This window comes from Microbacterium trichothecenolyticum (genome assembly GCF_000956465.1).
In the GTDB taxonomy this organism is placed as follows: Bacteria; Actinomycetota; Actinomycetes; order Actinomycetales; family Microbacteriaceae; genus Microbacterium; species Microbacterium trichothecenolyticum.
This window is the reverse complement of the sequence record NZ_JYJA01000033.1, coordinates 1-20,461: the sequence shown is the minus strand read 5'-3', so window position 1 is coordinate 20,461 and position 20,461 is coordinate 1. Positions and strand designations below refer to the sequence as shown.

Sequence of the window (20,461 nt, the reverse complement as noted above, 5' to 3'; positions counted from 1 at the left end):
CGGGTAGCGTTTTCTCATGGTCAATTACCGGTACCTCGGAAACAGCGGTCTCAAGGTCAGCGAGATCACCTACGGCAACTGGGTCACCCACGGCTCGCAGGTCGACGACTCGGCCGCCATCGCGACGGTCCACGCGGCGCTCGACGCCGGAATCACCACGTTCGACACGGCCGATGTCTACGCGAACACGGCCGCGGAGGAGGTCCTCGGCAAGGCGCTCTCGGGTCAGCGCCGCGAATCCCTCGAGATCTTCACGAAGGTCTACTTCCCGACCGGCCCACAGGGGCCGAACGACACCGGCCTGAGCCGCAAGCACATCTTCGAGTCGATCAACGGTTCGCTGAAGCGCCTCGGCACCGACTACGTCGACCTCTACCAGGCGCACCGCTTCGACTACGAGACGCCGCTCGAAGAGACCTTCCAGGCCTTCGCCGACGTCGTGCGCCAGGGCAAGGCGCTCTACATCGGCGTCTCGGAGTGGACCGCCGAGCAGCTGCGGGAGGGCCACGCCCTCGCAAAGAGCTACGGCGTGCAGCTCATCTCGAACCAGCCGCAGTACTCGGCGCTGTGGCGCGTCATCGAAGGCAAGGTCGTGCCGGCATCGGAAGAGCTCGGCATCTCGCAGATCGTGTGGTCGCCGATGGCGCAAGGCGTGCTTTCAGGCAAGTACCTGCCGGGCCAGCCGGTGCCCGAAGGCTCGCGAGCGACCGATGACAAGAGCGGCGCCCGTTTCATCCAGGGCTTCCTCCGCGATGACGTGCTCGAGGCGGTCCAGCGCCTGAAGCCCGTCGCCGAGCAGGCGGGACTGTCGATGCCGCAGCTCGCCATCGCGTGGGTGCTCCAGAACAAGAACGTCGCGTCCGCGCTGGTGGGGGCATCCCGTCCCGAGCAGCTCGCCGAGACGGTCAAGGCCTCGGGTGTCGTGCTCGACGCCGACACGCTCGCGGCGATCGACACCGCCCTCGGCGACGTCGTGTTCAGCGACCCGGAGGACACCTACACGGTCTCGCCGAAGACCCGTATCGTCTGAGCCGTGATCACCAGCGCCGGCATCCTGCTCTACCGGATCGCGCCCGAACCCCAGGTGCTCATCGCGCACATGGGCGGCCCGTTCTGGGCGAGCAAGGATGCCGGCGCGTGGTCCGTCCCCAAAGGTGAGTTCATCGAGGGTGAGGAGGGGGCGCTCGATGCCGCGCGCCGCGAGTTCCGCGAGGAGCTCGGCATCGAACCGCCCGAGCCGCCGTACGCCGAGCTCGGCACCTTCGCGTACTCGTCGGGCAAGCGCGTGACGGTGTTCGTCGCCGACGGCACCCGGTTCTCACTCGACGCGCTCGAGTTCGGCGAGTTCGAGCTGGAGTGGCCGCCGCGCTCCGGGAAGACGGCGCGGTTCCCCGAGGTCGATCGTGTGGAGTGGACGGGGTTGGATGCCGCGAGAGAACGCCTGGTGAAGGGTCAGCGTCCCGCGATCGACGCGCTCGAGCGCCGTCTCACCGATGCCGCGTCTGCCGGCTGACGCGCCTCCCAGTCTTGCGGGGGCGGGGGACGGCGGCGGAGACTGGCCGGGTCCGACCCGAACGAGAGGAACCCCATGGCTCACGGCGACATCACGCACATCGACATCCCGGTCAGCGACTTCGGCAAGGCGACCGCGTTCTACTCGGACCTGTTCGGCTGGCAGATCGCCGAGGTCCCCGGCTTCGAGGACTATCCGATGTGGCAGGCGCCCAACAAGATCTCGGGCGGCGGCCTCGCCCCGCGCGAGGACGGCTTCACCCAGCCCCGCTCCTATGTGGAGGTCGACTCGATCGACGACGCCGTCGCGAAGGCGAAGGCCGCCGGGGGCAGCGTGCTGCGGGAGAAGGACGAGATCACGCCCACCAGCTGGTGGGCGGTCATCAGCGACCCCGACGGCAACGCCGTCGGCCTCTTCGAAGGATCGATGGAGGGCTGACGCTCGCGCCACGACTGCTGCAGTTTCCGCGAGCGCGCCACAGATCGGCGCAGCAGTCGCAGGAAACTGCAGCAGTCGCGCGCCCGAACCCGCGAGCCCGGGCTCAGCTGACGCGGAGCTGAGGAAGACGAACGGATGCCGCGGTCCGGCGCTCGGCGCCGGGCTCGCGGTCGCCGCGCGGGGCAGGACTCTGCGACCGGATGTCGACGAGATCGCCCAGGCGCACGTCGCGCAGCGCGGGCTCCGCGCGCAGCCGCGCCGCGAGGGCGCGCACGAGCGGCGCGGGCGAGGCCGGGGCGAGTGCGGATGAGTCGCCCCCCTCCTGCGCGGCGAGTGCGCCGTCGATCGCGGTGAGCGGGCCGAGCAGCGTCCCGTCATGACACCGGGCGTCGTCCGCGCCGATCCACTCCAGAAGCTCCTGAGTGGTCCAATCGGAGAGAACTGGACTGCTACTGCGGTCAATGGTGGCGGATTTACGGAACATTGGACCAGAATGCGATGTCATGACGACAGCCGAAAGGGCCAATGAGCGGCTGGTGGACCACCGGGTGGCCCTCGGTGGCACGGTCGAGGCATCCCGACTCGCCGGACGACTGGGCCGATGGGCGCACGGCGACGGCACCCTGACCGTGCGGCTGGCTCAGGCGATCGCCGCGCTCATCGAGGGCGGCGAGCTGCGGCCCGGCGACCGGCTGCCCGCCGAGCGCGCCCTCGCGGGTGCGATCGCCGTCTCTCGGGGAACCGTCGTCGCGGCGTACGGGCTGCTGAGCGACGACGAGCTCGTCGAGCGCCGGCAGGGGAGCGGCACGCGCGTCGCCGGGCACATCGGAGCCGCCGTCCCCACCCGCGAGCGGACGGCGCGGGGCGAGAGCCTGTTCTCGGCCTCGCCCTCCGGGATCGATCTGCTGCGAGCCGTGCCGGCGATGCCGCAGCTCGTCATCGACCTCGTCCGCGCTCACACTCCCACGCTCGACCCGGTCACTCTGGCCGAGACCGATCCCGCCGGCCTGCCGGTTCTGCGCTCCCGGCTGGCCACGCTCTTCGAGGAGGAGGGCACGCCGGCGACCGCGGCGCAGATCCTGGTGACCCACGGCGCGCAGCAGGCGATCAGCCTGGTCGTGGACGAGCTCGTCTCGCCCGGCGACGTCGTGCTCACCGAATCGGTGACCTGGCCCGGGCTCGCCGACTCGGTGCGCCGGCGCGGCGGACGCGTGCACGGCGTCACCATCGGTCCCGACGGGATCGACGTCGACGAGCTCGAGGCCGCGATCGTCGCGCTGCGCCCCGTGCTCATCGCCGTCAACCCTCACCACCACAATCCGACCGGCACCCGCATGCCCGGACCAGCCCGGCAGCGCGTGGCAGATCTGTCAGCGGAGTACGGCGTGCCGGTGCTCGAGGATCGCGTGCTCGCGCACGTCTCGTTCGACGGCGTGGTGCCGCCGACCCTGGCGGCGCTGCGTCCCGACGCGCCGGTGATCGTGGTCGACTCGCTGTCGAAGTGGTCGTGGTCGGGGCTGCGGATCGGATGGCTGCGCGCTGACCCCGTGCTGGTGCGGCGCCTGCGCGGTGTCCGTCAGCTGGTCGACCAGTCGACGAGCGTGCCCGCTCAGCTGCTGGCGCTCGACCTGCTCGACGAGGCCCGCGCACTGCGGCTCGCCACGTCGCAGACGCACGCGGTCGCCTCCGCGCACCTGCTCAGGCTGTTGGAGGAGCACCTTCCCGATTGGGAGGCGGCCCCGCCGCGGGGCGGCCTCACTCTGTGGGCGCGTCTGCCCGTCGGGTCGGCGACCGCGCTCGCCCGCATGGCCGCGATGCGCGGCGTCTCGGTCGCGGGCGGCACGGAGTTCACGGCATCCGTGATCTACGACGACCACATCCGCGTGCCGTACACCGCGCCCGAATCCGTGCTGGAAGAAGGGGTCGGCCGCCTCGGCGAGGCCTGGCGCGACTACCGGTCGCAGCTGTAGCGGTCAGCGACAGCTGCAGATTCCTGCGAGCGCGCCACAGATCGCCGCAGCACTTGCAGGGAAGTGCAGCTGTCGCGCGAGGGGAGCGGTCAGCGCCCGTTCTTCGGGCGGGACGAGACGTCGATGCGGTCCTGAGCGCCGAGCGACGACCATGCGCTCGCCGTGCCCTTCGCCGCGTGCTCGGAGGCGCGCACCGCGCGCTCGTCGGCCCAGGCGTTGAGCACGTGGCCGGAGTGACCGCGCACGTGTTCGAGCTCGACGTCGGGGAGGCCGGCCGCCCGCCGGGCGTCACGCGCGGCGATGAGCTGCTCGAGGATGTCGACGTTCTTCGTCGGCGCGCCCGTCGAGGTCTTCCAGCCGCGGCGGCGGTGGCCGTCCATCCACTTCGTGTACGTGTCGATCGCGTACTTGGAGTCGGCCTGCACGACCAGGTTCGCCACGTCGGCGTGATCCTCGATCGCCTTGAGCAGCCCGGTCAGTTCGCCGATGTTGTTGGTGCCCGAGGGGATCGATCCGGCGGCCCAGTGGCCGTCCTCGCCGACCCACGCCCACCCCGTCGGTCCGGGGTTGCCCTTGCAGGCTCCGTCGGTGGCAACGATGTAGCGGGTCGCGTCGGTCACTCGGGCAAGGCTACCCGGCCCGGGTCCCGTCCCCGGGCGCGTCGCGCCCTGCGCGCCACTCGGCCGCGAGCTGCGGCATCCGTTCCGCGAGATAGCGGAGGAAGTCCGCGATCTCGTGCGCCCGCGCGGCAGACGCGGGAGCCCCGGGGTTCTCGTCGGCGATGCGGTCCAGCGACGCCGCGAGCGTGCCGTACAGCGGCGCGTTCGCGGTGATCATGCCCGACCACGAGTCCTCGGCGAGGTCGTACCGGTCGCGCCGGTCGCCCGGGCGCGAGAGCCGGTGGATGAGCCGCATCGAGACGAGGTAGCGCACCGCACCCGACACGGCGGCCGCCGAGACGCCGAGGCGGTCGGAGAGGTCGGCGGCGGTGTACCCCTCATCGGGCGAGCCGGCGAGGGCCATCATGACCCGCGCCGGCATGCGTGGCATGCCCACGGCGGTGAGCATCGCCGCCGCCTGCTCCGCCGCCTCGGCGCCAGGGTGCTCGTTCGTCATCGCGGTCGCCTACCCGGCCGAGGCCAGCTCGCGCCGCCGCATGAGGGTGAGGGATGCCGCCGCCCCGACACCGACGGCGAGCACGAGCCACCACATCCCACGCAGATCCACTTCGCTGCCACTCGGCACCGGCGCGACCGAGAACGGCGACAGGTTCGTCACCCATTCCGGAAGGCCGAGAAGCGGTCCGAAGAGGCCGAAGACGATCGCGGCGGTGACGAGGGTCCAGCCGAGCGGGATCGTCCATCGCGGGGCGATCGTGAAGACGAGAGCGGTGAGGACGAGGAACACGGATGCGGCGATGACCTGCCCCCATGCGGCGACGAACGCGTCGCCTGCCAGGGCTGCGCCGTTGTCGAGGCTCGCGGCGCCGGCCCACGCCCCGACGAACGCCGCCGCGCAGGTCAGGACGATGGCGACGAACCCCACGACGACGTAGTCGGCGAGCCACCGCACGCGCTGCACCGGTGTGGCGAGGACCGGCTCGGCGGTGCCGTGCGCCTCCTCCTGGCGAGCGCGGGCGACGGTCTGCACGCCGGCGCACGCGGCGAGGAGTCCCACCATGGTGAAGAAGACGACCACGACCGCCTGTTCGAGGTCGGCCTCTGCCGAGAGCGCCTTCAGCATGTCGGCGACGGCCGGGTTGTCCGCCCCCATCTCGTTCACGACCGAGCCGAGCGAGGTCGAGAGGGCGCCGGCGAAGAAGGCGCCCGCCATCCAGCCGATCGTCGAGCCGGTCGCGAGCCGCGCGACGAGCGCCGTCGGCGACGACAGGGTCGCGCCCGCGGCGGTGCGGCCCCGCCGCTCGGGCACGATGCTCGCGCCGAGGTCGCGCACGGTCTGGAGGGCCAGCGCCGCCCCCGCGAACACGACGAACGCGGCGAGGCAGAGGAACGCGGGCCACCACAGGTTCTCGTCGAACGCGCGAGTGTTCTCGGCCCATCCGAAGGGCGAGAGCCGCGTCACCCACGAGCTCTGCATGTGGGTGAGATCGTCGCTCGGGGTTCCGAGAGCGTTGCCGATGCCGGCGATGAAGTACGAGACGACGAGCACCCACACCGCGAGCGAGTTCGCGCCCCGCGAGGTGCGCATGAGCTGCGCCGCCAGGAGCGCGACGCCGAGGTACGTCAGTCCGCCGCACGCGGCCGTGAACCCGGCGAGCCACGACCCCTCGGTGGGCGAGCCGCCGGCGAGGAAGGCGGCGGCCACGAGGACGCCCAGCACGACGTTGGCGAGCACGCCGTGGATGATCGTCGCGACCGTCGGCACGGACCTCCCCGCCGTCGTCGCCGCGACGGGTTCGAGGCGCCCTGCCTCCTCGTCGCCGCGCGTGTGGCGCACGGCGAGGAAGGTGCTCATGAACGCCGGCATCATCACCAGGAAGGGCATCAGAAGGAAGACGATGAAGGCCTGCTCGCCCGGCCCCGACGGCAGCCCGCGGAAGAGCAGGATGACCGGGTTGGCCATCACGGTGGCCAGCAGCGCCGTGCGCTCCTGCTCCGTGCCGTAGGTGTTCGCGGCGCCGGAGAGCCCCGCGAACGCGAGCGCCATCGTGCCGAAGATCCACAGCGTCAGCTGCAGCCAGTCCCGCCGCAGCCGCTGCGTCAGCAGCGCTGCGATCCGGCTCATCGTCCGTTCCTCTCCAGCACGGCGAGGTCGTCGCCGTAGTGGCGGAGGAACAGCTCCTCCAGCGACGGCGGCGCGACGCGCAGTCCCGCCACACCGAGGCGTGAGAGCTCGGGCAACACACCGGAGACCTCATCGCTGTCGACGGTGAAGCGCACGCGGCCGTCTTCGACGAGCGTGTCGTGGGCCGCCGCGAGCGCAGCCACGGGCGCAGCATCCGTCCCCTCGAACGAGACCTCCGTGCGCGTGAGGTGACGCATGTCGGCGAGGGTGCCCGACTCGACGACGCGCCCCGCGCGGATGATCGAGACGCGATCGCACAGCTGCTCGACCTCGGAGAGGATGTGGCTCGACAGCAGCACGGTGGCGCCCGCCGCGTGCACGCGCGAGACCTCCCGCCGGAACATCACGTCCATGAGGGGGTCGAGGCCGCTCGTCGGCTCGTCGAGGATGTACAGGTCGGCGGGCACGGCGAAGGCGGCGATGAGCGCCACCTTCTGCCGGTTCCCCTTCGAATAGGCCCGGCCCTTCTTGCGCGGGTCGAACTGGAACGCCTCCATGAGACGCGCCTTCTCACCGGCATAGGCCGTGTCGTGGCGCGATGCACCGCGCAGGCGCGCGAGCAGGTCGATCGCCTCGCCGCCCGACAGGTTCGGCCACACGCTCACATCGCCGGGGATGTACGCGACCCGCCGGTGGATCTTGACGGCGTCGCGCCACGGCTGGAGACCGAAGACGGATGCCTCGCCCCCGGTCTTGCGTGCGAGTCCCAGGAGGATCCGGATCGTGGTGGACTTGCCCGCCCCGTTGGGTCCGAGGAACCCGTGCACCTGGCCCTCGTCGACCGCGAGGTCGAGTCCGTCGAGGGCGTGGACGCGGCCGTAGTGCTTGGTGAGGCCGCTCGTGCGGATGACTGTGGTCATGGCGCCGACGGTACGCCCGATTCACAAATTGCTGAATATTCCTCACGCTTTCCTCACGGGGCCCACGTCGATCGGAGTTCAGGGGGGTGCTGCGGAAGCTACACGTGTCGAACGCGCGTCGATATCGGGCGAAATCGCTACGGAGTCGAGTTTGTATACGAATAACCCCGCATTCCCTCCGCGAAGTGCGCATCGAGGATGTTTGTGTATACACTGGCCGAGGTGTCGAACGAGGAGGTGATGCGGATGCGGGCCAGTGACCGCGCATACGCGACCCTCCTCGACGAGATCCAGTCCGGCGTGCTGCGGCCCGGCGCCGTGCTCGGCGAGGTCGAGCAGGCCGCTCGTCTCGGTGTCAGTCGCACCCCCCTTCGCGAAGCGCTCGGCCGGCTCGCGGCCGACGGCCTTGTCGCGCAGCAGTCGCCGCGCGTCACCGTGGTCACCGCGATCGATGCCGACGACATCCGGGAGATCTTCGAGGTGCGCCGCGCCCTCGAGGAGTCCGCCGCGCGGCTCGCCGCGGAGCGCGGGGATGCCGCAGCCTTCGCGCAGCTCGCCCATGATTTCGCCCGAGTCGATCTCGACGGCCACGGCGCGGGAGCGGACGGGCGCGACGCCTACTACGCCCTGATCGCGGACTTCGACCTCGCCCTCGACGCCGCCGTCGCGAACGACTACCTCACCGCTGCGTTGCGCACGGTGCGCACGCATCTCGTCCGGGTGCGACGGCTCGCGCGCGACAATCCCGCCCGGCTCGCAGCATCCGTCGCCGAGCACCGGCTGATCGCGGCCGCGATCTCCACCCGCGACGCGGATCTCGCCGCCCACGCGACGCACGTGCACCTGCACAACGCGCTGCACAGCATCCTCGAATCCCTCACCGCTTCGACAGGCTCGGCGACCGGAGCACCAGCTGCTCCGGTCGTTGAGCCTGTCGGAGCGCGCCCCCGACTCTGAAAGGCCGGTCATGACCGTCATCCACCACCTCCGCGTCCACCGCAGCGACGAGCACCTCGCGCGCGAGGGGCAGCTCGCGTGGCACATCGCCGAAGTCGCCGCCGACCCCGTCGAGGTGGACCAGGACGTGATCGACATGATCATCAACCGCGTCATCGACAACGCGGCCGTGGCGGCGGCATCCCTCACCCGTGCTCCGGTGAGCGCCGCCCGCCAGCAGGCCCTCGACCACGCGGTGTCGGTCGGCGGCTCGGGAGCCACGGTGTTCGGCTGCGCGCTCGACCGCAAGACGAGCCCGGAGTGGGCGGCGTGGGCGAACGGAGTGGCCGTGCGCGAGCTCGACTACCACGACACGTTCCTTGCGGCGGAGTACTCGCACCCGGGCGACAACATCCCGCCGATCGTCGCGGTCGCCCAGCACGTCGGCGCCGACGGGGCGGCGCTGGTGCGCGGGCTCGCGACGGGCTACGAGATCCAGATCGACCTCGTGCGCGCCATCAGCCTGCACAAGCACAAGATCGACCATGTCGCGCACCTCGGCCCGTCGGCCGCGGCCGGCATCGGCACGCTGCTCGGCCTCGATGTCGAGACGATCTACCAGGCGGTCGGCCAGGCGCTTCACACCACCACCGCCACCCGCCAGTCCCGCAAGGGCGAGATCTCGACGTGGAAGGCGCACGCTCCGGCCTTCGCGGGCAAGATGGCGGTCGAGGCCGTCGATCGCGCGATGCGCGGCGAGACCTCGCCGAGCCCCATCTACGAGGGCGAGGACGGCGTCATCGCGTGGCTCCTGGACGGCCCGGATGCCTCGTACGACGTGCCGCTGCCGGGCGCGGGCGAGCCCAAGCGCGGCATCCTCGACTCCTACACGAAGGAGCATTCGGCCGAGTACCAGGCGCAGGCGTGGATCGACCTCGCCCGCAAGCTGCACGGCGAGCACCCCGAGCTGCTGGATCCCGCCAACGTCGAGGCGATCGTGCTGCACACGTCGCACCACACGCACTACGTGATCGGCTCGGGCGCGAACGACCCGCAGAAGTACGACCCCACTGCATCCCGCGAGACGCTCGACCATTCGATCCCGTACATCTTCGCGGTGGCGCTGCAGGACGGCGGCTGGCATCACGTCGACTCGTACACCCCCGAGCGCGCGGGCCGGGCCGACACGGTCGAGCTCTGGCAGAAGATCACCACAGCCGAGGACCCGGAGTGGACCCGCCGCTACCACTCGGAGGACCCGAACGAGAAGGCGTTCGGGGGTCGCGTCGAGATCCGCCTCACGAACGGCGAGACCATCGAGGACGAGATCGCCGTCGCCGACGCGCACCCGCTCGGCGCCCGGCCGTTCGTCCGTGAGGACTACGTGCGCAAGTTCCGGCTGCTCGCCGAGCCCGTGCTGGCGCCCGAGGAGATCGAGCGCTTCCTCGGGCTCGCAGAGCGTCTGCCCGACCTCACCGCCCAAGAGGTGCAGCAGCTCACGATCGTCGCCGCCTTCGGCGTGCTCGCGGGCGCTCCGGCTCCGAAGGGCCTGTTCTGATGCTGTACTCCACCATCCCCGCGCACGAGAAGCGGCGGCTCTTCCGCGAGCGGCTCGCATCGGGCGAGCTGCTGCGGTTCCCCGGTGCGTTCAATCCGCTCAGCGCCCGGCTCATCGAGCGCAAGGGCTTCGAGGGCGTGTACATCTCGGGTGCCGTGCTCAGTGCCGACCTGGGTCTTCCCGACATCGGCCTGACGACCCTCACCGAGGTCGCCGCGCGCGGCCAGCAGATCGCCCGCATGACCGACCTGCCCGCGATCATCGACGCCGACACCGGCTTCGGCGAGCCCATGAACGTCGCCCGCACGATCCAGACGCTCGAGGATGCAGGCCTTGCCGGCACCCACATCGAGGACCAGATCAACCCGAAGCGGTGCGGTCACCTCGACGGCAAGGCCGTGGTCGACGAGGACACCGCGATCAAGCGCATCCGGGCGGCCGCCGACGCGCGCCGCGACCCGAACTTCCTCATCATGGCCCGGACGGACATCCGCGCCGTGGAGGGGATGGATGCCGCGATCGACCGTGCGAAGGCGCTCGTGGACGCGGGGGCCGATGCGATCTTCCCCGAGGCGATGCGCACACTCGAGGAGTTCGCCGCGATCCGCGCCGCCGTGGACGTGCCGATCCTCGCCAACATGACAGAGTTCGGGAAGTCGGAGCTCTTCTCGGTCGACCAGCTGCAGAGCGTCGGCGTCAACATCGTGATCTGGCCGGTCTCACTCCTGCGGATCGCGATGGGCGCAGCATCCCGCGCGCTCGATACGCTCATCGACGATGGACACCTCACGTCCAAGCTCGGCGAGATGCAGCACCGCGCCGACCTCTACGACCTCATCGACTACGAGCACTACAACCACTTCGACCAGGACGTCTTCAACTTCCAGATCCAGCGCTGAGTCACTGACCCGAAGGAGCAGTCATGACCGAACCCGACATCAAGAAGGGCCTCGCCGGCGTCGTCGTGGACTACACGGCGGTCTCGAAGGTCAACCCCGAGACGAACTCGCTGCTGTACCGCGGCTATCCGGTGCAGGAGCTCGCGGCCACGCAGCCGTTCGAGGCCGTCGCCTACCTGCTGTGGCACGGCGAGCTGCCGACCGACGTGCAGCTCGCACAGCTGCGCGCGACCGAGCGCGCGTACCGGCACCTTCCCGCCGACGTGCGCGCCGCGATCGACCTCGTGCCGATCGATGCGCACCCGATGGACGAGGTGCGCACCGCGGTCAGCCTCATCGGCGCGCGCGACCTCGCCGGGACCGGCTCGGTGCTCGACGTGAGCGGGAGCGAGGAGGAGAACCTGGCGCGCAGCGTCCGCCTCTTCGCCATGCTTCCCGCGATCGTCGCCTACGGTCAGCGCCGCCGTCGTGGCCTGCAGCCGGTCGCGCCGCGTGACGACCTCGACTACGCCGCGAACTTCCTCTGGATGACGTTCGACGAGACGGCCGACGACGTCGTCGTCGACGCCTTCAACCGCTCGATGATCCTCTACGCCGAGCACTCGTTCAACGCCTCGACGTTCACCGCCCGTGTCGTGACGTCGACGCTCAGCGATCTCTACTCGGCCGTCGTCGCGGCGATCGGCGCGCTCAAGGGTCCGCTCCACGGCGGGGCGAACGAGGCCGTGCTGCACATCTTCGACGAGATCGGCACGGCCGAGAACGTCGGACCGTGGCTCGACCAGGCTCTCGCCGAGAAGCGCAAGATCATGGGCTTCGGCCACCGCGTGTACAAGCGCGGCGACTCGCGCGTGCCCACGATGAAGGCGGCGCTCGACACGCTCGTCGAGCACTACGACCGCCCCGACGTGGCCGCGCTGTACGACACGCTCGAGAGCGAGTTCGTAAGCCGCAAGGGCATATATCCGAATCTCGACTACCCTTCGGGGCCTGCGTACAACCTCATCGGCTTCGACACGCTCACGTTCACGCCCCTGTTCGTGGCTGCCCGCGTCACCGGATGGACCGCCCACATCATGGAGCAGCTCGCCTCGAACGCGCTCATCCGCCCGCTGTCGGAGTACAACGGCCCGGACGAGCGCCACATCGAGGGGTACGTCCCGGATGCTGCCCACCAGGCCACCGCCGACCGTGAAGAGGAAGCCGCGGGGTGAGGCCGTGAGCCTCTGGTTCGGCGACGTCGCGGCCATCGACCTCTCGGCGATGGCGCCGGGCACGCTCATCGAGCACCTCGGCATCGAGATCGTCGAGATCCGCGACGACGCGCTGGTCGGACGGATGCCGGTGGACCGCCGTTCCGTGCAGCCCGCGGGCGTGCTCCACGGCGGTGCATCGGTCGCGCTCGCCGAGACTCTCGCTTCGTGGGCCGGCTACCTCGCCGTGGACCGTGAACGGTTCCACGTCGTGGGCATGGAGATCAACGCCAACCACCTGCGCCCGATCTCCTCAGGCTGGGTCACCGGCACGGTGACGGCGATCAACGTCGGGCGCCGGGTGCACGTGTGGGAGATCCGCATCGCCGACGAGGCCGGGCGCCTCGTGTGCGTCTCGCGCTGCACGCTGGCGGTCATCGAGCAGCGCAGCACCTACGCGACTCCCGATGAGCGCGCCTGACGGCGGTGCTCAGAACGGCGGGTTCGTGTAGAGCGATGTCGAGCAGCCGATCTCGCCCGGCTCGAGCGAGACCTGCCGGAACCCCGGGTTCGTGACAGCGCCCGCCGCATCGCGGAAGACGAGGACGCACTCGCGCTCGGCGGGGATCCCGACCGCCGCGACGACGCCGCCGTCGGCGGCGGTCGTCTCGATGCGGATGAAGTCCTGCGGAAAAGCGTCCCGCAGAGCACGCTCGACGTCGGCCGCTGCGCCGTCACCGGCCACGATGGCGGCGATCCGGTCGCTGTCGGCCTGGGTGAGTTCGGGGCGGGGCGCCGGAGTCGGTCGCGCCGGAGCCGGCCCGTCGGGGCAGGGGATGTCGGAGGGCTGCGCCTGCTCGTACTGCTCCCACTCCAGACGGAAGCACCGTGTGGCCGATCCGCCGCCCGAGGCGAAGAGCTGCGTCGAGGACGACGGATCCACCTCGACCGCGACCCTGATGTCGATGGTCGCTCGGCTGCCCGCCGACTCTCCGGACCAGGCGAGCGGCTCGACGAGCGCCGTCCCTGATCCGGTGTACACCGTTCCTTCGGGCACCCACCACGCGACCATCTCGAGCAACGTGATCTCGGGAGCGTTCGCCGAGTGCGCTCCGACGTCCGCGGCGACCTCCTCGGCCACGGCGCTGGCGCGGTCGTCGCCGCTGCTCAGGGGCCCGGCCGCGCACCCGGCGAGCACGAGCGACAGCCCGACCGCCAGGACGGCGGATGCCCGCGCCCGCTGCGGAACCGCCAGCGCGGCCCACGGGCCGGGGGCGGCCCACGGGCCGGGGGTACTCGTGCCGCGATCGATCATCGGCCGATTCTGCCGTGCCATCGACGGACGCTCGCAGATTCTTGTCGGGTGTCGACAATCAGCTGCGGTGCGCTGTTGTCGGAGTGGTGTCGCGCGCTGCGACGGGGCGGTCCTCCACGTGCTCCAGGACGAAATAGAAGGCGCGGCCGCGGTCGTCGGTGTCGCGGCCGGTCATGACGCCCAACACCGTGTCGGCCCCCAGCCGCACGAAGTGGTCGATGATCGGCTGGCCGTCGTACACCATCGACGCGGTGGCGACGCCGTCGTGCACGATGGTGCGCAGGGTCGCGCCGCCGCGGGCGAGGTCTGTGTCCGCGAGGAGCGCCCCATCGTCGGTCTCGCACACGATGGGCGCGACGTCATCGTCGGAGCGGAAGAGCTTGCCGTACCACCGGCTGCGCTCGAGCAGTCGCCCGGCGTGGTGGTCGCGCGTCACTGCCCAGCCCTGCCACAGTCCGCGCAGCTGCGCCGTCCCGACCGCGGGAAGCGAACGCCACAGCGCCGCGAGGTCGTCGTCGGACACGCCCTCGCGGAGCCGGTCCACCAGTGAGCGGACGGATGCTGCGGCCGCAGCATCCGTCACCGTCACCGTCTCCATCTCGAGGACGGGCTTGACGAGGCGTCCTGCGCGGGCGTCGGCGATCGCGGCCTGCGCGTCGGCGAAGGCGTACGTGCCGACCAGCCGCTCGACGGGGAGCCGGCCGGCGCGCCACAGCGCCGCGAGCAGCGGAACGTCGCGGGCGATGTCGGCGTCGCCCTCGATCACGCCGGTGAGGGTGCGGCCCCACAGCAGACGCGACTGCGACACGGCCACGGGGTTGGCGCCCGGCTTGAGCGCGACCGTGGCGGCGATGCCGCGCGGCGCGACGGCGGCCAGGGCGGCGTCGATCGACGGCTGCGTGCCGGCGGTGTCGAGCACGTGGCTGAACGACGGGGCCGGGCGGAGCGCCGCGAGGTCGTCGGGGGCGATCACCTCGGTGGCGCCGACCTCGAGGGCGAGGGTGCGGCGCGCCTCGACCGGGTCGCTCACGACGATGCGCGCGACGCCCCGGTGCGCCGCAGCCATGACGGCCGCGAGCCCTGTGGTCCCGGCGCCCAGCACCAGCAGCGCGTCGCCGGGTGCCGGACGCAGCACGTTGAGCACGGTGCCGGCACCGGTGAGGATGCCGCAGCCCAGGGTCGCGGCCACCGCCCACGGCACATCGTCGCCGATCGGCACCGCGCTCGACTCGTGCACGACGATGCGGGTCGCCCACGACGACTGCGCCATCCACCCGGTGGTGACGTGCTCGCCGCCCGCGGTGGCCGCATCGGAGCGCGGCGCGTAATTGAGCTCGGCGAAGCGGTCGCAGTACGCGGGGTGCCCGTCGCGGCACGGGCCGCACGCACCGCACGAGCCGAAGCCGAGCACGACCCGGTCGCCGGGCCGCACGCGCGTGACCTCTGCGCCGACGGCTTCGACGATGCCCGCGCCCTCGTGCCCGAAGACGGCGGGGAAACGGTCGCCCGCGCCTCCGTCGATGCCGAACAGGTCTGTCGGGCAGACGCCGGATGCCATCACCTTCACGACGAGTTCGCGCGGGTCGGGGGATCGCAGGGCGACGTCCGTGAGCGCGACGGATCCGCCGCGCTCACGGACGAGCGCGGCCACAGCAGCTGTCATGGCCTACGCAGGGGTCAGCTCGCGGTCGGCTGCGCGCAGCGCGACCTTGTCGACCTTGCCGCCGGCGTTCCGGGGGAGTGCGGGCACGACGACGAGCGCTTTGGGCTGCTTGAAGCGCGCCAGCTTGTCGCTCAGCCACGCCTGCAGCCCGTCGATCGTGAGCTCCTCGCCCGGCGCCACGGCGACCGCCGCAACGGGCACCTCGCCCCAGCGCTCGTCGGCGCGGCCGTAGATCGCCGCCTCGAGGATCTTGGGGTGGGCGAACAGCACGTTCTCGACCTCGGCGCAGTAGATGTTCTCGCCGCCCGAGATGATCATGTCCTTCTTGCGGTCGACGACCCACACGAAGCCCTCGTCGTCCTGACGGACCAGGTCGCCCGAGTGGAACCAGCCGCCCTCGAACGCCGCGGCGGTCTCGACCGGCTTGCGCCAGTACCCCTTCATGAGGGTCGGTCCCCGATACACGATCTCGCCGACCTCGCCCGGGGCGACGTCGTTCATGTCCTCGTCGACGACGCGATACTGGATGGTCGGGATCGGCCTGCCGACCGAGCCGAGCTTGCGGAGGGAGTCCTCGCCGCGCAGCACGCACGTGATCGGGGAGAGCTCGGTCTGCCCGAATACGGCGACATTCGTCGCGTGCGGGAACGTGTCGGCCATCGCGTGCAGCAGCGTGTCGGACGCGGGAGCGGCGCCCCAGCTGATGATGCGCAGGTGCAGGTCGCGCTCGCCGACGGTCGGGTCGGCGCAGATCACCTGCCACTGCTGCGGCACGTTGAAGACGATCGTCGCCTTCTCGCGCTCCCACGCGTCGAGGAGCTCGGTGGCGTTGAACGCGCCGAGCGGGTGGATCACGGTCGGGATGCCGAGGATGAAGTTCGGCGCGATCGAGCCGAGGCCGGCGATGTGGAACAGCGGCGCCGTCAGGAACGAGATGTCGCTCTCGTCGACGACGTTGTTCGCGCGGATGCAGGTGATCGACTGCGCGTAGAGGTTGATGTGATCGAGCATCGCGCCCTTCGGGCGGCCTGTGGTGCCCGAGGTGTACATGATGAGCGCGGTCGTGTCTTCGGGGATGTCCGGCGCCTCGAAGCCGTCGAGGTCTTCCTCGACGAGATCCGTCCACGAGTCCTGCCCCTCGCCGGCTTGCCCGATGACGATGACCCTCTTGATGCGGTCGGTGATCTGGGCGACGGCGCCGACGAGCGGGGCGAGCGGCCCCTCGACGATGAGCACATCCGCGTCGGCGTCGTCGACGATGTAGGCGATCTCCGGCGGGGTGAGCCGGATGTTGATCGGCACGGCGATCGCGCCGGTCCGGTTGATGCCGAACACGGAGATCACGACCTCGGGGCGGTTCAGCGTCAGCAGCAGCACGCGGTCGCCGGCGGCGACGCCGCGGCGTGCGAGGGCTGCCGCGAACGCGTCGGTGCGGTCTCGCGTCTCGCGCCACGTCGTCGTCTCGCCGAGGAAGCGGAAGGCCGCAGCATCCGGCTTCATCTCGGCGTGCGTGGCGACCTGGTTCATCCAGTGGTTGCGCCGCGCGGATGCGGGGATCGCGGTGGGGGCGGAGTCGTTCATCGGGTGCCTCTCGTCACGTCATCGTCAACGGATGCCGCGACACTGCGACACCGGTGGCTGGTGTCGAGTATGCCAGGCCTGGAGTCGGATGTCACGACTTTTGTTAATGGACATTCACATGTCCAGCGAGCCCGGAAGTGAACGCGGGGTCGCATTCGGAGCCGGCCCCCGGAGCCGCGAGTAGGCTGTCCGCATGCCCGCTGCCGCGCCCGCCTCCCGCACGAGGCCGCGGGACCGCAAGCGCCGCATCGAGGAAGCCGCCGCCCTGGCCTTCGCGCAGAACGGCTATCACGCCGTCGCCATGCAGGACATCGCGGCGGCCGTCGGCATCTCGGCGCCGGCGCTGTACCGGCACTTCCCGAACAAGTACGCGCTGTTCGTGCAGACCGCTTTCACCATCGCCCATCGCCTCATCGAAGACACCGATGCGGCCGCCGCACTTCCGCTCGACTCGGCCGATGAGGCGCACGCGGCCCTCGACGCGCTCGTCGACGCGGTCATCGCGACCACGGTCGAACTCCGCGCGACCGGCGGCATCTACCGATGGGAGGGCCGCTACCTCGAGCACGACGACCGCGAGCTGCTCACCTCCGAGTTCCGCCTGCTCCGTCAGCGGTTCGAGGCGGCGCACGTCGTCTACCGCCCCGACGTCGACGAGCCGGACCGCCGGCTGCTCGTCCTCGGCGCGCTGAGCGCGGTCGCGAGCATCACCGCGCATCGCACGGTGGTCGGCGCCCGCGCGCTGCGCAGCCTTCTGGCGGGAGCGGCGTGGCGTGCGCTCGACGGCTCGCTACCGGCTCCCGACGCCATGACCGCGACGGATGCTGCGCCCCCGCCTCCGCCCGGCGACGAAGGCGCCTCCGAGCAGGGCCGCCGGGCGCGCCTCATCGACGCCGCGATCCGCCAGTTCGCCGCGCGCGGCTACAACGAGGTCACCATCGAGGATGTCGCAGTCGAGGTCGACCTCACCCCGTCCGGTGTCTACCGCCACTTCGACGGCAAGTCCGCGCTGCTGCTGGCCGCGTGCGATCGGGCCGCGGTAGAGCTCGAGCGCGCAGCACTGCACGCACGGGAGTCGGCTTCCTCGCCCGAGGATGCTCTGCGCCGCCTCTGCCGCGCGTACGTCGACCACACGTTCTCGCACCTCGCCCTCATGCGCATCTACTTCTCGGAGATCGGCAACCTCGCGCCCGACGAGCAGCGGCGCCTGCGCGCGATGCAGCGGGCGCACATCGCGGACTGGGCGGCGCTGCTGCAGGCCGTGCGTCCCGAACTCGGCGGGCGTGAGGCATCCGTCCTCGTCCATGCCGGGCTGGGCGTGGTCGCCGACCAGGCGCCGCTGCTCACGGTGCGCGACAAGGCGGCGGCTGCGCGGCTGACGCACCTGGTCGAGATCGTGCTGGGGATCGACGAGCGGTGACGCCCGGGGCCGGATCAGCGCGCCTTGCCGTGGAGCATCGGGATCATGCGCTCGACCATGTGCATGTCCTTCGGGGAGCGCTCGAGCGTCAGCAGGTTGAGCGCCGCCTTGCGGGTCTGGCGCGCGATCGACTTGGGCACGCTGAACTCGCGCAGGCCGTCGGCGCCGTGGATGCGGCCGAAGCCCGACCCCTTGACGCCGCCGAACGGCAGCGCGCCGATGGCCGCGAAGCCGAGCACGGAGTTGATCGTGACGACGCCGGCGCGCAGCTGCTCGGCGATGCGCTCGCCCTTCCTCGCGTCCTTCGTGAAGACCGCGGCCCCCAGCCCGTAGTCGGTCGCGTTGGCGCGGGCGACCGCTTCGTCGAGGTCGGCGACGGCGTTGATGACCACGGTCGGTCCGAAGGTCTCGCGCTGTACGGCGTCGGAGTCCTCGGGGACGTCGACCAGCACGATGGGCGACACGGTGCGCTCGGCGACCGACTCGGGGCCGCCGAACACCGCCTTGCCACCGCGGGCGAGCGCGTCTTCGACGTGGGCGGCGACGACACCCGTCTGGGTCGCCAAGGTCATCGGCCCGTACGTCGGGGCGTCGCCGGTCACGACGACCCGCTTCGCGCGCTCGACGACCTTGTCGACGAGCGCATCGCGCACGCGCTGCTCGACGTAGACGCGCTCGACGCCGACGCACGTCTGACCCGCGTTGCCGAGAGCGCCGAACGCGATGAAGTCGGCCGCGGCGTCGAGGTCGGCATCCGTCGCGACGATCAGCGCGTCCTTGCCTCCGCACTCGGCGACCAGTGGGGTGAGGGTCTCGGAGCACGCGGCCATGACCTTCTTCGCGCTGGCGGTCGAGCCGGTGAACGCGACCTTGTCGACGCCCGCGCGCACCAGGTTCGCGCCGGTCGCCCGGCCGCCGGTCACGACCTGCAGCACCGGGCGATCGCACACCTCGCGCCACTTGTCGGCGACCCACACGGCGGTGCCGGGCGTCAGCTCGCTCGGCTTGAAGACGACGGCGTTGCCGGCCGCGAGCGCGTACGAGATCGAGCCCATCGGCGTGTAGAACGGGTAGTTCCACGGGCCGATGACGCCGACGACGCCGTAGGGCACGTACCCGAGCGTCGCGTGCTGGTTGTAGTTGACGAGCCCTGCCTTGACCTTGCGCCGCTTGAGCACGGGCTCCGCATTCTTAGCCGCCCAGTCGAGGTGACCGAGCGTGAGCATCACCTCGAGGAGCGCATCGCCGTCGGGCTTGCCGGTCTCGCGCGCGATCGTCGCGGCCAGCGCTTTCGCATCGCGCGCGATGGCCGCCTTGAATGCGACCAGCACGCGCCGGCGCTCGCCGAACGCGAGGCCCGCCCACCATGCCGCCGCTTCGCGGGCTCGGTAGACGGCGTGCCGCACGTCGTCGGCGGACGACACCGGGTACGAGGCGATCGGACTGCCGTCGCGCGGGTCGGTGGTGGTGAGGACAGAGGTGCCGTCGTCGTGCAGGAGGGTCATGTCGGGTCGTTTCCATCTCGTCGCCGAGACTCGTCATCGAGGGCCGGAAGTGAATGGCGATTCACAGTATCGCCGCCGCGTTCACGCCGCAAGGGGCTGTCCGAAGATTTTCGAATCCTAGTTAGAATGTGAGGAACGAGAGGGGGCCGGGTGTCGCAGAGCAGCGAGGACGGTGCGACGGCGAAATCGCAGCGCACGCGTCAGCGCATCCTCGACGCCGCCGCGCAGGTGCTCAGTCGCAAGGGCTACGCCGGCACGCGGCTGACCGACGTCGCCGACGTCGCCGGCGTGCAGGCCCCCGCGATCTACTACTACTTCGGCTCGCGCGACGACCTCGTCGAAGAGGTGATGTGGGCCGGCGCGCACCGCGTGCGCGTACACGTCGAAGAGGTGATCGCGGCGCTGCCCGACGACGCCACGCCCCTCGACCGCATCCTCGCGGCGGTCGACGCGCACCTGCGTTATGAGCTGCAGATCTCGGACTATACGACGGCGTCCGTCCGCAACGCGGGGCAGGTGCCCGAGCATCTGCGCGTGCGCCCCGCCGCCGAAGAGGCGTCCTACAGCCGCATCTGGCGCGACCTCTTCCACGCCGCGCAGGATGCCGGCCAGCTCCGGCCCGACCTCGACATCAACATCTTCCGCCTGCTGCTCCTGGGCTCGATGAACTGGGCCGTGGAGTGGTGGAACCCCCGCACCCGCAGCCTCGACGACCTCGTCCGTCAGACCCAGGACCTCGTCCGCCACGGCGCCGGCGCTTGACCCCGCCCCGTAGACCCCGCAGCCTCCGCTGTTCCGCAGTCAC

At 71.0% G+C, this 20,461-nt stretch carries 20 protein-coding genes; 11 read left to right on the top strand and 9 right to left on the bottom strand.

The annotated features are described in order from the left end of the window. The first annotated feature begins 16 nt into the window (after window positions 1-16). The 3 genes from RS82_RS08700 to RS82_RS08690 all read left to right on the top strand — a co-directional run bounded on the left by RS82_RS08700 (window position 17) and on the right by RS82_RS08690 (window position 1,951). The gene (locus RS82_RS08700) at window positions 17-1,030 is read left to right on the top strand and encodes an aldo/keto reductase family protein (protein ID WP_045298419.1); all 1,014 of its coding nucleotides are present in this window, start codon (window positions 17-19) and stop codon (window positions 1,028-1,030) included. A 3-nt stretch (window positions 1,031-1,033) separates the two neighbouring features. Beyond that, entirely contained in the window at window positions 1,034-1,513 is a 480-nt protein-coding gene (locus tag RS82_RS08695; RefSeq protein WP_045298417.1) for an NUDIX hydrolase, read from the top strand. A 75-nt stretch (window positions 1,514-1,588) separates the two neighbouring features. Beyond that, on the top strand, window positions 1,589-1,951 hold the full coding sequence (locus tag RS82_RS08690; RefSeq protein WP_045298414.1) for a VOC family protein: 363 nt from the start codon (window positions 1,589-1,591) through the stop codon (window positions 1,949-1,951). 103 nt (window positions 1,952-2,054) lie between these two features. On the opposite strand, the gene RS82_RS20675 is transcribed toward RS82_RS08690, so the two are convergent. Continuing rightward, complete coding sequence (locus RS82_RS20675) at window positions 2,055-2,435, bottom strand: hypothetical protein (protein WP_052676756.1); 381 nt, start codon at window positions 2,433-2,435, stop codon at window positions 2,055-2,057. Window positions 2,436-2,454: 19 nt separating this feature from the next. Here RS82_RS20675 and RS82_RS08680 point away from each other — a divergent pair, with 19 nt between their 5' ends. Further along, entirely contained in the window at window positions 2,455-3,921 is a 1,467-nt protein-coding gene (locus RS82_RS08680; protein WP_045298410.1) for an aminotransferase-like domain-containing protein, read from the top strand. A gap of 89 nt (window positions 3,922-4,010) precedes the next feature. Here RS82_RS08680 and RS82_RS08675 read toward each other — a convergent pair whose 3' ends face one another. Genes RS82_RS08675 through RS82_RS08660 form a run of 4 tightly spaced genes read right to left on the bottom strand, consistent with a single transcriptional unit; the run spans window position 4,011 to window position 7,586 of the window. Continuing rightward, window positions 4,011-4,541, bottom strand: a complete 531-nt coding sequence (locus RS82_RS08675; protein ID WP_045298408.1) for a ribonuclease H family protein — start codon at window positions 4,539-4,541, stop codon at window positions 4,011-4,013. A gap of 10 nt (window positions 4,542-4,551) precedes the next feature. Beyond that, on the bottom strand, window positions 4,552-5,037 hold the full coding sequence (locus RS82_RS08670) for a GbsR/MarR family transcriptional regulator (protein ID WP_045298406.1): 486 nt from the start codon (window positions 5,035-5,037) through the stop codon (window positions 4,552-4,554). A 9-nt stretch (window positions 5,038-5,046) separates the two neighbouring features. Then, window positions 5,047-6,666 carry an ABC transporter permease gene (locus RS82_RS08665; RefSeq protein ID WP_045298404.1) on the bottom strand — a complete coding sequence of 540 codons (1,620 nt, stop codon included), beginning with the start codon at window positions 6,664-6,666 and terminating at the stop codon, window positions 5,047-5,049. Beyond that, window positions 6,663-7,586, bottom strand: coding sequence for an ABC transporter ATP-binding protein (locus RS82_RS08660; protein WP_045298402.1), 924 nt, complete (start codon window positions 7,584-7,586; stop codon window positions 6,663-6,665). The genes RS82_RS08665 and RS82_RS08660 overlap by 4 nt, the downstream gene beginning before the upstream one ends. 246 nt (window positions 7,587-7,832) lie before the next feature. Here RS82_RS08660 and RS82_RS08655 point away from each other — a divergent pair, with 246 nt between their 5' ends. The 5 genes from RS82_RS08655 to RS82_RS08635 are packed head-to-tail and all read left to right on the top strand — an operon-like array spanning window position 7,833 to window position 12,653. After that, the gene (locus RS82_RS08655; protein ID WP_045298699.1) at window positions 7,833-8,543 is read left to right on the top strand and encodes a GntR family transcriptional regulator; all 711 of its coding nucleotides are present in this window, start codon (window positions 7,833-7,835) and stop codon (window positions 8,541-8,543) included. Between the two features lie 10 nt (window positions 8,544-8,553). After that, window positions 8,554-10,080, top strand: coding sequence for an MmgE/PrpD family protein (locus tag RS82_RS08650; protein ID WP_045298400.1), 1,527 nt, complete (start codon window positions 8,554-8,556; stop codon window positions 10,078-10,080). After that, entirely contained in the window at window positions 10,080-10,979 is a 900-nt protein-coding gene (prpB, locus tag RS82_RS08645) for a methylisocitrate lyase (protein WP_045298397.1), read from the top strand. The genes RS82_RS08650 and prpB overlap by 1 nt, the downstream gene beginning before the upstream one ends. 23 nt (window positions 10,980-11,002) lie before the next feature. After that, a complete protein-coding gene (locus RS82_RS08640) occupies window positions 11,003-12,193 on the top strand; it encodes a bifunctional 2-methylcitrate synthase/citrate synthase (protein WP_045298395.1) in 1,191 nt (396 codons plus the stop codon). Window positions 12,194-12,197: 4 nt separating this feature from the next. Then, window positions 12,198-12,653: a hotdog fold thioesterase gene (locus RS82_RS08635; RefSeq protein WP_045298392.1), complete on the top strand. Its 456-nt coding sequence runs from the start codon at window positions 12,198-12,200 to the stop codon at window positions 12,651-12,653. A 9-nt stretch (window positions 12,654-12,662) separates the two neighbouring features. On the opposite strand, the gene RS82_RS08630 is transcribed toward RS82_RS08635, so the two are convergent. The 3 genes from RS82_RS08630 to RS82_RS08620 are packed head-to-tail and all read right to left on the bottom strand — an operon-like array spanning window position 12,663 to window position 16,731. Further along, window positions 12,663-13,487: a hypothetical protein gene (locus RS82_RS08630; protein ID WP_052676755.1), complete on the bottom strand. Its 825-nt coding sequence runs from the start codon at window positions 13,485-13,487 to the stop codon at window positions 12,663-12,665. 58 nt (window positions 13,488-13,545) lie between these two features. Next, window positions 13,546-15,150 carry an alcohol dehydrogenase catalytic domain-containing protein gene (locus tag RS82_RS08625; RefSeq protein WP_084695539.1) on the bottom strand — a complete coding sequence of 535 codons (1,605 nt, stop codon included), beginning with the start codon at window positions 15,148-15,150 and terminating at the stop codon, window positions 13,546-13,548. Window positions 15,151-15,153: 3 nt separating this feature from the next. Next, entirely contained in the window at window positions 15,154-16,731 is a 1,578-nt protein-coding gene (locus RS82_RS08620) for a long-chain-fatty-acid--CoA ligase (protein ID WP_045298390.1), read from the bottom strand. Window positions 16,732-16,924: 193 nt separating this feature from the next. Here RS82_RS08620 and RS82_RS08615 point away from each other — a divergent pair, with 193 nt between their 5' ends. Next, window positions 16,925-18,151: a TetR/AcrR family transcriptional regulator gene (locus RS82_RS08615; RefSeq protein ID WP_045298388.1), complete on the top strand. Its 1,227-nt coding sequence runs from the start codon at window positions 16,925-16,927 to the stop codon at window positions 18,149-18,151. Between the two features lie 14 nt (window positions 18,152-18,165). Here the strand turns inward: RS82_RS08615 and RS82_RS08610 are convergent, their stop codons facing one another. Beyond that, on the bottom strand, window positions 18,166-19,656 hold the full coding sequence (locus tag RS82_RS08610; protein WP_045298386.1) for an aldehyde dehydrogenase family protein: 1,491 nt from the start codon (window positions 19,654-19,656) through the stop codon (window positions 18,166-18,168). A gap of 150 nt (window positions 19,657-19,806) precedes the next feature. Here RS82_RS08610 and RS82_RS08605 point away from each other — a divergent pair, with 150 nt between their 5' ends. Further along, window positions 19,807-20,418, top strand: a complete 612-nt coding sequence (locus tag RS82_RS08605) for a TetR/AcrR family transcriptional regulator (RefSeq protein ID WP_045298384.1) — start codon at window positions 19,807-19,809, stop codon at window positions 20,416-20,418. Window positions 20,419-20,461: the final 43 nt, after the last annotated feature.

What these genes read in the sequence shown, in the direction of transcription:
- RS82_RS08660 (WP_045298402.1), bottom strand. Translation starts at nt 7,586, where the DNA reads ATGACCACAGTCATCCGCACGAGCGGCCTCACCAAGCACTACGGCCGC.
- RS82_RS08615 (WP_045298388.1), top strand. Translation starts at nt 16,925, where the DNA reads ATGCCCGCTGCCGCGCCCGCCTCCCGCACGAGGCCGCGGGACCGCAAG.
- RS82_RS08640 (WP_045298395.1), top strand. Translation starts at nt 11,003, where the DNA reads ATGACCGAACCCGACATCAAGAAGGGCCTCGCCGGCGTCGTCGTGGAC.
- RS82_RS08680 (WP_045298410.1), top strand. Translation starts at nt 2,455, where the DNA reads ATGACGACAGCCGAAAGGGCCAATGAGCGGCTGGTGGACCACCGGGTG.
- RS82_RS08655 (WP_045298699.1), top strand. Translation starts at nt 7,833, where the DNA reads ATGCGGGCCAGTGACCGCGCATACGCGACCCTCCTCGACGAGATCCAG.
- RS82_RS08665 (WP_045298404.1), bottom strand. Translation starts at nt 6,666, where the DNA reads ATGAGCCGGATCGCAGCGCTGCTGACGCAGCGGCTGCGGCGGGACTGG.
- RS82_RS08690 (WP_045298414.1), top strand. Translation starts at nt 1,589, where the DNA reads ATGGCTCACGGCGACATCACGCACATCGACATCCCGGTCAGCGACTTC.
- RS82_RS08650 (WP_045298400.1), top strand. Translation starts at nt 8,554, where the DNA reads ATGACCGTCATCCACCACCTCCGCGTCCACCGCAGCGACGAGCACCTC.
- RS82_RS08620 (WP_045298390.1), bottom strand. Translation starts at nt 16,731, where the DNA reads ATGAACGACTCCGCCCCCACCGCGATCCCCGCATCCGCGCGGCGCAAC.
- RS82_RS08610 (WP_045298386.1), bottom strand. Translation starts at nt 19,656, where the DNA reads ATGACCCTCCTGCACGACGACGGCACCTCTGTCCTCACCACCACCGAC.
- prpB (WP_045298397.1), top strand. Translation starts at nt 10,080, where the DNA reads ATGCTGTACTCCACCATCCCCGCGCACGAGAAGCGGCGGCTCTTCCGC.
- RS82_RS20675 (WP_052676756.1), bottom strand. Translation starts at nt 2,435, where the DNA reads ATGTTCCGTAAATCCGCCACCATTGACCGCAGTAGCAGTCCAGTTCTC.
- RS82_RS08625 (WP_084695539.1), bottom strand. Translation starts at nt 15,150, where the DNA reads ATGACAGCTGCTGTGGCCGCGCTCGTCCGTGAGCGCGGCGGATCCGTC.
- RS82_RS08670 (WP_045298406.1), bottom strand. Translation starts at nt 5,037, where the DNA reads ATGACGAACGAGCACCCTGGCGCCGAGGCGGCGGAGCAGGCGGCGGCG.
- RS82_RS08700 (WP_045298419.1), top strand. Translation starts at nt 17, where the DNA reads ATGGTCAATTACCGGTACCTCGGAAACAGCGGTCTCAAGGTCAGCGAG.
- RS82_RS08630 (WP_052676755.1), bottom strand. Translation starts at nt 13,487, where the DNA reads ATGATCGATCGCGGCACGAGTACCCCCGGCCCGTGGGCCGCCCCCGGC.